Here is a 7,429-nt window from a genome sequence, read left to right as displayed (position 1 = left end):
CGGCCCCGTCGCGGGCGGCCTTGCGGTCGGCGTTGCGCTGGTGGGCGGCGTCGCTGACCCGCTCGCCGGTGGACCAGCCGTTGCGGGCGCCCTGGCTGACCCAGTCGCCGAAGGACTGCCCCTCGGCCGGGCCCTCCGTCCACTCCTCCTCGGTCAGCCCGGTCTCGGTGACCGGCGCCTCGGGAGCGGGGACGTCGGCGACCTCGTCCGCGGTCCCGTCCTCGGCGGTGCCGTCCTCGACGACGTCGTCCTCGACGGCGCTGCCGTCACCGGTCTCGTCGCCGGCGGTCCCGTCCGTGGTCTCGTCGGTGTCCTGCGGCGCCTCCGTGACGTCGGCGGCGTCGCCGCTCTCCATGACGGTGACGGTGTCGTCCTGGCCGGGCAGGGCCCCGGCGGTGGCGGCGCCGGTCAGGGCGACGGCGACGACGCCGCCCGCGGCGGCTGCCTTGGCGACGGCACCGGCGGCGGCGAACTTGGCGGCGAGGGTGGTGATCAGCACGTGGGGCCTCTTCCGTGAGGTCCGGGCGGGTCGCCCGGCCGTCCCGGGGGACGGTTCCTGGTGGGTGACGAGGAGATCGGTCGCCAGCAGTTCGGCCAGCGCCGCGTTCGGCCACCCGGGCGCGGTGGCGCTCGCCCGGACCGCGTCGGTGAACGCGACCAGGCCTTGCGCGCCCGCGGGCACGGGACGGCCGGCGAGGCAGGCCGCGAAGGCCTCCTCGTCGGTCGGGACGTCGGCTGGCGTGGTCATCTCGCTCCCGTCATCGCCACGCGGGCCGACAGGGGTGCGCCCGTCGTCCCAGCAGTCCCGGCCGTCTCACCCGTCCGGGGGGTCCCGGCCGGCTCGAGCTCGGCGCGCAGCCGGCGCAGCCCGCGCCGCTGCAGCGCCTTGACCGAGCCCACCGAGCGGCCCATCACCTCGGCCACCTGCTCGACGGTGAGGTCGGCGAGGATCCGCAGCAGCAGGACCGAGCGCTGGTCGGCGGGCAGGCCCGCGCACATGCGGTGCACGGTCTCGGTGCCCAGCCGGGTCAGGACGTCGTCCTCCACGTCGCCGCCGGGCGTCTCGGGCAGCAGGTCGCCGACGTCGTCGGCCAGCTGGGGACGGCGGCTGCGTCGGCGCCAGTCGTCGACCAGCCGGCGGTGGGCGATGGTGAACACCCACGAGCGCAGGGCGTCCTCGTCGCCGGAGAAGCCGGCCAGGCCGTGGAAGACGGCCAGGAAGGTCTCGCTGGCCAGGTCGTCGGGGTCCTGGGCACCGTGCAGTCGCAGGTACCCGGTGACCCCCGGGGAGAGGTCCCGGTAGAGCACCTCGAAGGCCCACGCGGCGCCCGCCTGGGCCGCCGCGAGGACGTCGTCGAACGCCGGACCCGTCGCCATGGGCACCTCCCGCCGCACTCCCGTGTGGGACGTGCATCGGCAGGTGCGGCCCGGAACTGGACCGTTGTCCCCCGGTCAGATGGCCCCGGCGCCCCGGTCAGATGGCCTCGGTGCCCCGGAGCCGTTCCTGCTCGACGACCTCCTCGAGGCCCTTGAGCCGGTCCAGGCCCTGCAGTGCGCGGCGCATCCGCTGGTTGGGCGCCAGCCGCCCCCGGTTGCGCTCGAGGAAGGCCCAGTAGCCGGCGGTGTACGGGCAGGCGTCCTCGCCCAGTCGCTTGCGCGGGTCGTAGCGGCAGCCGCCGCAGTAGTCGCTCATCCGGTCGATGTAGGCGCCCCCGGCGGCGTACGGCTTGGTGGCGAGCAGCCCGCCGTCGGCGTGCTGGCTCATGCCGACGACGTTGGCGACCATCACCCAGTCGTAGCCGTCGACGAAGCTGCGGTGGAACCAGTCGGTCATCGCGAGCGGGTCGATGCCGCGCTGCAGCGCGTAGTTGCCGAGCACCATCAGCCGCGGGATGTGGTGCACCCAGCCGTCGCGGCGCAGGTCGCCGAGGACGTCGGAGAGGCAGGCGGCGTCGACCGCGCCGTCGTCGAGGTCGGTCAGCCAGTCCGGCACCGCCTCGTGCGCGGCCAGCGCGTTGGCGTGCCGGAAGTCGCGGCCGAAGTGCCAGTAGGTGTGCCAGATGTAGTCCCGCCAGCCCATCACCTGGCGGACGAAGCCCTCGACGCTGTTGAGCGGCAGCGGGTCGCCCACCGCCACCGAGTCGCGGTAGCGCTGCTCGGCGGCGTGCACCACCTCGAGCGGGTCGAGCAGGCCGAGGTTGAGCGCCGGGGAGATCAGCGAGTGCGCCATCGGTACAGCGCCTCCTCGCGGGTCACCGGGAACAGCCGCGGGCCGTCGTCCCCTACGAAGGCGACGTCGCCGTCGGCCGCCCAGCGGTCGAGGTCGGCGCGCACCTGCGCGTCGATCTCGTCCTCCTCCGGCCACCACGGCTCGGGGACGGCGAGCCGCCCGTCGGACGGCGGCGGCTCCCGGTTGTCGTGGTCGAGGTTCCAACGCCCGCCCACCGGCTCGGCGCCGTCCATGAGGACGTCGTGGCGACGCCGGTTGTCCCGGTAGAAGTCCTCCATGAGCAGGCGCCGGCGTCCCCGCCCCTCGGCCCAGCCGGCGAACTCCTCCTGCGTGGCGACGAACCCGCGGGCGGCGAGGACGGTGAGGTCCGGACGGCGCAGGACGTGGTCGCGGCTGCTCCAGGTGGTGGGCGCGCACACGCTCAGCGGCTCGCGCACCCGGTCCAGCGCCTCGGCGTAGGTGCGCACCTGGGCGAACTCCGCCTGGTCGCCCAGCTCGGCGGCCCGGTGCCGCAGCGCCGACAGCACCAGGTGCGCCTTCTGGCGGTGGAACCGGCGGCGCGCGAACACCGCCTTGGACTCGATCAGCAGGACCGGCTGGTCCGGGCGGTCGAGGAAGTGCGGGCCGAGCTGGTCGGCGAAGCACCACCGCCGGGTGGCCGGTGCCTGGGCGGGGAACGCGGCCAGCGCCGGGTCGGCCTCGGCCGGTCGCGGCATGCCGGGCACCCCGTGCCCCACCGCCGGGTCCTGCGGCACGGCCTCACCTCCCGGCGGCCATCGTGGGGAGGGCGTTAGGCTCGGCGCGACTCGGGCCATCGACGTGCGGTGGCCGGCACGTCCCTGGAGGTCGACGGCTGTGAACCGCGCACTGCGCGCCGCCACGATGGGTGTCCTGCTCCTCAGCCCGGTCGCGCTGACCGCGTGCAGCGCCGGCCAGGTCCCCCAGACTGCTACCCAGAACCGGGACAAGGTCGGCCCCGAGGCCGCGGTCGGCGACATCACGCTGCGCCAGATCACCCTCGCCTACCCGCAGGACGGGCTGTACGAGGAGGGTGGGTCGGCGGAGCTGCAGATGGCGATCGTCAACGGCGACACCGAGGCCGACACGCTGGTCGGCATCGAGGGTGAGGCCTTCGACGGCGTGGTCGTGTCCGGGCAGGCCACCGCCTCCGCCGTCCCGAGCTCCCCGTCGGCCGCCCCGGTGACCACCTCACCGGCGACACCGACCACCCCCGGCACGCTGCCGACGCCGACCCCCGGGTCGACCCCCACTCCCGGCACGCTCCCGACGCCGAGCGTCCCCGCCGCGCCGAGCGCGAGCACGCAGGTCCAGCTCCCGATCCCCGCCGGCTCCACGGTCTTCCTCGGCGGGGCCAGCGGCGCGACGGTCGAGCTCGCCGGCCTCTCCGAGGAGCTGACCGTGGGCGAGAACATCGAGGTCACGCTCACCTTCGAGCGCGCCGGCGAGGTCACCGTGCCGGTCGTCGTCGCCACGCCCGAGCGCGTGCTGCCCCGCGGGGAGCCCTTCGACTTCCACCAGGAGGAGGGCCACGGCGAGGCGCCTGCCGAGGGCGCCGAGGACATCGCCCGCGAGGGCGAGAGCGAGGCCGGGAGCGGCCCCGGCGAGCACGACTGAGAGTCGGACCTCCCCGGAACCGTCACCGCCCGCGGTTAGCGTCGCGGTGTGCCATCTGCCGGAGTGAGGTCCCGTCCCGCCCACCGCTGCACCGAGTGCGGCTACGCCTCCGCCAAGTGGGTCGGCCGCTGCCCCGAGTGCCAGGCCTGGGGCACGATCCAGGAGGTCGGCATCCCGGCGTCCCCGCTGCGGGCCGTGGCGGCCGGGCCGGTGACCGCACCGGCGGTACCCATCGCCCAGGTCGAGCTCGCCGCCGCCCGCGCGGTGCCCACCGGCATCACGGAGTTCGACCGAGTCCTCGGCGGCGGGCTGGTGCCCGGGGCGGTGCTGCTGGTCGCCGGCGAGCCGGGTGTGGGCAAGTCGACGCTGCTGCTCGAGGTCGCCCACCGGGTGGCCGCCACCAACGGACCGGCCCTCGTCGTCTCCGGTGAGGAGTCCGCGGCCCAGGTACGGCTGCGGGCCGAACGCATCGGCGCGCTGCACGACCAGCTCTACCTGGCCGCGGAGACCGAGCTGTCAGCCGTCCTCGCCCACGTCGAGGACGTCGCCCCCTCGCTGCTGGTCCTCGACAGCGTGCAGACCGTGCGCTCCCCCGCCGTCGAGGGCACCGACGGCGGCTCCACCCAGGTCCGCGCGGTGGCCAGCGCGCTCACCGCCGTCGCCAAGAGCCGCGGGATGACGACGATCCTGGTCGGCCACGTCACGAAGGACGGCGCGATCGCCGGGCCGCGCACCCTCGAGCACCTCGTCGACGTCGTCATCTCCTTCGACGGGGAGCGGCACTCGACCCTGCGCCTGATCCGGGCGATGAAGAACCGCTTCGGCCCGGCCGACGAGATCGGCTGCTTCGAGATCGGCGACACCGGCGTGGTCGGTGTCCCCGACCCCTCCCACCTGTTCGTCTCCCGGCGCGCCGCGCCGGTGCCGGGCAGTTGCGTCACGGTGACCATGGAGGGCAGCCGGCCGCTGCTGGCCGAGGTCCAGGCGCTGGTGGCCGCCAGCGGCGGGGGCGGCTCGCCCCGGCGGGCGGTCAGCGGGCTGGACTCCCAGCGGGTGGCCATGGTGAACGCCGTCGTCGAGCGGCGCGGCCGGGTGAAGCTGGCCGACGCCGACGTCTTCGCCGCGTCCGTCGGCGGGGTGCGCATCGCCGAGCCCGCGGCCGACCTCGCACTGGCGCTGGCCATCGCCTCGGCGGCCAAGGACCTGCCGCTGCCCCGCGGCCTGGTCGCGGTCGGCGAGGTGGGCCTGTCCGGGGAGATCCGGCGGGTCGGCGGCACCGGCCGGCGGCTGGCCGAGGCGGCCCGCCAGGGCTACAAGGTGGCGCTCGTGCCGGAGGACGCCGGCAACGCCCCCAAGGGCATGCGGCTGGTCGAGGTCCCCGACCTGGGGGCCGCCTTCGCCCGGCTGTTCTGAGGCGCGCGGGACCCACGGGGCTCGGGCGACGGTGAGGTGGCTCACCGAGGACCGCCAATACCGTGGTCCCCACGTAGAATCAGCCGCCACCACGTCGAACGTCAGGAGCGCTCGTGCCCCCCGCTGTGGACTCCGAGGTCGCGCTCCGCGAACTGCTCGGCCGCATCGCACCGGGCACAGCGCTGCGCGACGGCCTGGAGCGGATCCTGGCCGGGCGCACGGGCGCGCTGATCGTGCTCGGCTACGACCGCGTCGTCGAGTCCATCTGCACCGGTGGGTTCGCCCTCGACGTCGCCCTGTCGGCCACCCGGCTGCGCGAGCTGGCCAAGATGGACGGCGCGGTGATCGTCTCCTACGACGGCAGCCGCATCGTGCGCGCCGGCGTGCACCTGATGCCCGACCCGACCGTCCCCACCGAGGAGTCGGGCACCCGGCACCGCACCGCCGAGCGGGTCGCCATCCAGACGGGCTTCCCGGTGATCTCGGTGAGCCAGTCGATGCACATCATCAGCGTCTACGTCGCCGGACGGCGGTACACGCTGGAGCACCCGACGACGATCCTGGCCCGGGCCAACCAGGCGCTGGCCGCGCTCGAGCGCTACAAGCTGCGGCTCGACGAGGTGGCCAGCACGCTGTCGGCGCTGGAGATCGAGGACCTCGTCACCGTCCGCGACGCGATGAGCGTCAGCCAGCGGCTGGAGATGGTCCGCCGGATCGCCGACGAGATCGAGGGCTTCGTCGTCGAGCTGGGCACCGACGGGCGCCTGCTCGCGCTGCAGCTCGACGAGATGCTCGCCGGGGTCGAGGAGGACCGCGCCCTGCTGGTGCGCGACTACCTGCCCTCCGGGCTGCGCCGTCCCAAGAGCATCGACGAGGTCCTGGCCGACCTGCGCGCCCTCTCGGCCACCGAGCTGCTCGACCTCTCCGCCGTGGCCCGCTGCTACGGGCTGCCGACGTCCGCCGACGCGCTGGACTCCCCCGTCAGCCCCCGCGGCTACCGCCTGCTGGCCCGCGTCCCGCGGCTGCCGGCCGGCATCATCGACCGCCTGGTCGACCACTTCGGCGGGCTGCAGAAGCTGCTGGCCGCCACCATCGAGGACCTGCTGGCCGTCGAGGGCGTCGGCGAGGCCCGCGCCCGCGGCATCCGCGAGGGGCTCTCTCGGCTGGCCGAGACCTCGATCCTCGACCGCTACAGCTGAAAGAGGACCCCCTGCCCCCCACCGTTCGCAAGCTCACGGTGGGCCCCGCAGGGGGCCGAGGACGGGGTCCTTCTGGGGGTCCGCTTTCAGCCGATCCTGAAGGGCGTGTCCGCGCTGAGCGCGGTGTCCAGCCGGCCGCGCAGCACGTACTGGCCCGGCGCCGGCGTCGTCCGCTCGGCCGTGCAGGACGGCTCGCTGGTCAGGCCACCCCAGGTGAGCGGGAAGGCCACCGACTCCCCCGGCACCAGGATGCGGGTGTCACTGCTGGTCTCCGGGAAGCAGTCGTTGCTGCCCCACACCCGGTTGCCGGCCGCGTCGAGCAGCAGGACCTCCTGCAGGCCCGCGTCGAGCACCCGCACGCACGGTACCGACGAGACGTTCGTGACGACGAGCTCGAAGGTGGGCTTGCCGCCGGCCGGCGCGCTGCCGGGTGCGCGGACCTCCAGCCCGATCATGTCGTCGCTGCACGGGCCGCCCGGCGTCGGGCTCGCGGGCGCGGGGTCGGGCTCCGGCTCGGCGGGCGGCTCGGGAGCCGGCGTCGGCGTCTGCACGCTGGCCAGCGAGGGCACCACCTGTTCCAGCGCGGGCGGCTCGTCGGTCGGGTCGGCCGCGTCCGTGGTCGCGGCGGCCCCGGTCGTCGACGTCCCGTCGCCGCCGGTCAGCGCGGCGACGAGCAGCCAGCCTCCGCCGCCGAGCACCGCCAGCAGCAGGGTCAGGACCAGCAGCCGCCGCCGCCAGTAGACGGCCGCGGGCAGGGGGCCGACCGGGTGCAGCACCTGTCGCTTATACACATGTGAAGCTGCCGAGCGCTCCCTACCGGGATGACTCGGGGGTCGCCGTACCGCTTCGACAAAAATTCGTCGTTGAGCTCAATCTCGAGTGGTTTTATGCGTTCGTCTGCGATCATGTTGTCTTCGGCTGGTACCTCTGCATCGCTCGCCTCTGCCCTGTT

At 74.7% G+C, this 7,429-nt stretch carries 8 protein-coding genes; 3 read left to right on the top strand and 5 right to left on the bottom strand.

The window, feature by feature from the left end:
* From CNO22_RS24335 to CNO22_RS29460, 4 genes are all read right to left on the bottom strand, one after another.
* The coding region (locus CNO22_RS24335; protein WP_198588575.1) for a hypothetical protein at window positions 1-748 on the bottom strand (748 nt) is incomplete at its 3' end.
* Window positions 745-1,377, bottom strand: coding sequence for an RNA polymerase sigma factor (locus CNO22_RS24330; RefSeq protein ID WP_100501833.1), 633 nt, complete (start codon window positions 1,375-1,377; stop codon window positions 745-747). The genes CNO22_RS24335 and CNO22_RS24330, both read right to left, overlap by 4 nt.
* Before the next feature lie 97 nt (window positions 1,378-1,474).
* On the bottom strand, window positions 1,475-2,230 hold the full coding sequence (locus CNO22_RS29465) for a cryptochrome/photolyase family protein (protein ID WP_232807322.1): 756 nt from the start codon (window positions 2,228-2,230) through the stop codon (window positions 1,475-1,477).
* Window positions 2,215-2,985, bottom strand: coding sequence for a cryptochrome/photolyase family protein (locus CNO22_RS29460; RefSeq protein WP_232807321.1), 771 nt, complete (start codon window positions 2,983-2,985; stop codon window positions 2,215-2,217). Before CNO22_RS29460 ends, CNO22_RS29465 begins: the two co-directional genes overlap by 16 nt.
* Window positions 2,986-3,085: 100 nt before the next feature.
* On the opposite strand from CNO22_RS29460, the gene CNO22_RS24320 reads away from it, so the two are divergent.
* The 3 genes from CNO22_RS24320 to disA all read left to right on the top strand — a co-directional run bounded on the left by CNO22_RS24320 (window position 3,086) and on the right by disA (window position 6,477).
* Window positions 3,086-3,865: a copper chaperone PCu(A)C gene (locus CNO22_RS24320; protein ID WP_157937098.1), complete on the top strand. Its 780-nt coding sequence runs from the start codon at window positions 3,086-3,088 to the stop codon at window positions 3,863-3,865.
* 63 nt (window positions 3,866-3,928) lie between these two features.
* Window positions 3,929-5,278 (top strand): DNA repair protein RadA, encoded by a 1,350-nt coding sequence (gene radA / locus CNO22_RS24315; protein ID WP_100501831.1) that lies wholly within the window; start codon window positions 3,929-3,931, stop codon window positions 5,276-5,278.
* 113 nt (window positions 5,279-5,391) lie between these two features.
* Window positions 5,392-6,477 (top strand): DNA integrity scanning diadenylate cyclase DisA, encoded by a 1,086-nt coding sequence (gene disA / locus CNO22_RS24310; protein WP_100501830.1) that lies wholly within the window; start codon window positions 5,392-5,394, stop codon window positions 6,475-6,477.
* Between the two features lie 86 nt (window positions 6,478-6,563).
* Here disA and CNO22_RS24305 read toward each other — a convergent pair whose 3' ends face one another.
* Window positions 6,564-7,268 carry a MucR family transcriptional regulator gene (locus CNO22_RS24305; protein WP_232807320.1) on the bottom strand — a complete coding sequence of 235 codons (705 nt, stop codon included), beginning with the start codon at window positions 7,266-7,268 and terminating at the stop codon, window positions 6,564-6,566.
* Window positions 7,269-7,429 lie beyond the last annotated feature (161 nt).

The sequence above is a fragment of the Geodermatophilus chilensis genome, assembly GCF_002802985.1.
GTDB classification, from domain to species: domain Bacteria; phylum Actinomycetota; class Actinomycetes; order Mycobacteriales; family Geodermatophilaceae; genus Geodermatophilus; species Geodermatophilus chilensis.
The sequence above is the reverse complement of the archived record's forward strand: the minus strand, read 5'-3'. Positions and strand labels throughout refer to the sequence as shown.